Origin of the sequence: Pararobbsia alpina, from assembly GCF_902859895.1 — a bacterium.
Taxonomy (GTDB): domain Bacteria; phylum Pseudomonadota; class Gammaproteobacteria; order Burkholderiales; family Burkholderiaceae; genus Pararobbsia; species Pararobbsia alpina.
In genome coordinates this window covers 1-2,804 of sequence record NZ_CADIKM010000125.1, presented here as the reverse complement: position 1 = coordinate 2,804, position 2,804 = coordinate 1, and the positions used below count along the sequence as shown (strand labels likewise).

The 2,804-nt window shown below is 61.5% G+C and carries 4 protein-coding genes; 1 reads left to right on the top strand and 3 read right to left on the bottom strand.

Annotated elements, in window-relative coordinates; all coding sequences use genetic code 11:
• The first annotated feature begins 64 nt into the window (after positions 1 to 64).
• The gene (locus tag HV670_RS29625) at positions 65 to 436 is read left to right on the top strand and encodes a hypothetical protein (RefSeq protein WP_175108484.1); all 372 of its coding nucleotides are present in this window, start codon (positions 65 to 67) and stop codon (positions 434 to 436) included.
• On the opposite strand, the gene tnpC is transcribed toward HV670_RS29625, so the two are convergent.
• Genes tnpC through tnpA form a run of 3 tightly spaced genes read right to left on the bottom strand, consistent with a single transcriptional unit; the run spans position 433 to position 2,692 of the window.
• Positions 433 to 1,995, bottom strand: a complete 1,563-nt coding sequence (gene tnpC, locus HV670_RS29620) for an IS66 family transposase (protein WP_175108483.1) — start codon at positions 1,993 to 1,995, stop codon at positions 433 to 435. The two genes, HV670_RS29625 and tnpC, sit on opposite strands and share 4 nt — an antisense overlap.
• Before the next feature lie 29 nt (positions 1,996 to 2,024).
• A complete protein-coding gene (gene tnpB / locus HV670_RS29615) occupies positions 2,025 to 2,372 on the bottom strand; it encodes an IS66 family insertion sequence element accessory protein TnpB (protein ID WP_175108482.1) in 348 nt (115 codons plus the stop codon).
• Positions 2,369 to 2,692, bottom strand: a complete 324-nt coding sequence (tnpA, locus tag HV670_RS29610; protein WP_246258119.1) for an IS66-like element accessory protein TnpA — start codon at positions 2,690 to 2,692, stop codon at positions 2,369 to 2,371. The genes tnpB and tnpA overlap by 4 nt, the downstream gene beginning before the upstream one ends.
• Positions 2,693 to 2,804 lie beyond the last annotated feature (112 nt).

The window sequence follows — 2,804 nt, the reverse complement described above, 5'->3', positions numbered from 1 at the left end:
GTAAGCGCGTCATCAGCGCCGCCTTGACATAGCATCTGTTCTTTACCGCTTGTGGACCGATGACATGGCAAGGGAACCGCTGTTTGTATTGAACCGGATGATCGTTGTCCTGCTGCCTAAGACGCCGATGATCGAGTGGGTCAACCGCATTTTTAGCGATGTTGCCGATCCGGTGACGTTTGAGCAGGCGCGGGAGGATCCTAGTGCGTTTTTGATTCCGGTCCGCCTGGACGAGTTCGACACGCCCGGCGTGCGATGGATGCGACGGAACTGGTCGGTGTTGTTTGACCGCATGCTCAAGGACTGGTGCCAAGACGAGAGCCTGTGGCCACGCACCCGCACACGCAAGATGTTTGACCAATGGTGCGAGATTCGCGAGCACTCAGTCGTGCTCGACTGCGTTGACGATCCTCTGGAGTACGGCGACGAAGACTAGCGCAACTCGGAGGCCACGACCCACGGCAAGAGTTCATCGACCCGGTTGATCGGGTGGTCCGCGATGCGCGTGAGCACGAAGCGCAAATAGGCCTCGGGATCGACATCATTGAACTTGGCCGAGCCGATCAGGCTATAGATCGCCGCGGCGCGTTCACCGCCCGAGTCCGCACCAGCGAACAAGTAGTTCCGACGTCCTATGGCCACCCCGCGTAGTGCGCGTTCGACGGGCAAGTTATCGATCTCCAACTGCCCATCATCGCAATAGCGCGTGAGCGCCTCCCACCGCCTGAGGGCGTACAGGATCGCGCGGCTCGTGTCCGATTTGCGCGAGAGTTTCTCGAGCATTGCGCTGAGCCACGTATGAAGCTCATCGAGCAATGGCCGAGCATGCTCGCTTCGATACGCTCTGCGTTCGTCGGGCGGCTTGCCTCGGATCTCTTCTTCGATCTTGTAGAGTGCCCCGATGCGTTCAAGCGCGTCGGTGTTGAACTCGTTGGGCCGGGCCACGTGCAACTCGTAGAACTGCCGTCTCGCATGGGCCCAACATGCGGCTTCGACCACACGCCCCGTGTCGTAGATCGCCTGATAGCCGCCATACGCGTCGGCCTGCAATGTGCCGGCGAACGATTCGAGGTGCTGTTGCGGGTGGATGCCTTTGCGGTCCGGTGTGTAGGTGAACCAGACCGCCGCCGGCGTCGTATCGCCCGAGGCGCGATCGTCGCGCACATACACCCACAGGCGACCCGTCTTGGTCGTGCCATTGCCGGGGGCAAGCACTGGCACGGGCGTATCGTCGGCGTGCAGTTTGGTAGCAGCCATCACGTGGCGACGCAGGACATCGACCAGCGGTTGCAGGAGCGCGGCGCTGTGGCCCACCCATTTCGCCAACATTGAACGATCGAGCTCGACACCTTCTCGTGCGTAGATGGCCGATTGACGGTACAGCGGCAGATGATCGGCAAACTTTGCGACCAGCACGTGTGCGAGCAAGCCCGGGCCAGCGATCCCGCGTTGGATCGGCCGGCTCGGCGCTGCCGCCTGAGCGATGTGATCGCAACACGTGCAGGCAAACTTGGGACGCACGTGACGGATGACCCGGAAGCTCGCTGGCACGTATTCGAGTTGCTCGGAGATATCCTCGCCGAGCTGTTTCATCGCCGCGCCACATTCGACACACGCCTCGGCTGAGTCAGGCAGGTAGGTCCGGACATCGCGTGGCAGGTGCTCCGGCAACGGCTTGCGCTGGACCTGCTCAGGTGCGGTGCGCAGGGTCTTGGGAATCTCGACGGGCGCCGCCCCTTCGTCGGCCTCCAGGTCTTCGAGACGCAGTTCAAGTTGCTCGATCTGGTGATCCAGCTTCTCGGACTTGCGACCGAATTGCATGCGGCGCAGCTTCGCGATCAACAGCCTCAGGTGCTCGATTTCCGCGACGCGCGTGGCCAGCGCGGCCTTCTGCGAGTCGACCGTCTGTTGCAGACGGTCGAGCTTCACGTCGCGCTCGCGCAGCAGGGCCTTGAGGGCCTCGATGTCGTCGGGAAATGGGCTTGCCTGGGTCATGCCAACAGTTTACGTGTCGGCGCCGAGGTTTACAACGCTGAAGTGGGCCTGGCCGTTCGAGCGGGCTGGCGCCAATCGATACCCTCAAGCAGCATGGAGAGCTGCGCCGGGCTCAGACAGATCGTACCGCTGTCGGCCTGCGGCCAGATGAAGCGTCCATTCTCGAGTCGCTTGATGAGCAGGCACAGACCATCACCGCTCCACCACAGCACTTTTAACAGATCGCCCCGGCGGCCCCGGAAGACAAAGACGTGGCCGCTGAAGGGATCGCGCTCGAGAACGGTCTGCACCTTCGCGGCCAGACTGTTGAAGCCCGCGCGCATATCCGTAATTCCTGCAGCAAGCCATACACGCGTGCCCGCAGGCAAGCCGATCATGCAGCAGCTCGCAAAGCGGCGAGGACCGTTTGCAGTGCCGTTACGTCCAGCGCACCTTCGAAACGAACGCGTACAGGGCCGCGCTCGATGACAACGACTGATGGCTGTCTCGCCTCCGACGCAATCTGGACTGGAACGAATCCTTCCGTTGTCGTCGCAAGCGCCAAGGGCCGCTGATCTTGCTGGCTGCGACGCCAACGAGAAATCATGTTGGCGTTCAAGCCATGTTCCTGTGCGACCTCCGCGATTGAGCGCCGTGGATCGTTGGCCTGCGCCACGATCTCATCTCGGAATTCACGCGAGTAGTTTCTCGACCCCATTCGCCGGCCCGGTGCTTTTGCTTCCATCGATCTAGTACCCATCACATTGTGGTGGGTACTAGCCTGACGATTTTTTCAACTCCTGGATAGGCGGTAATCGATCCTCGCTTAC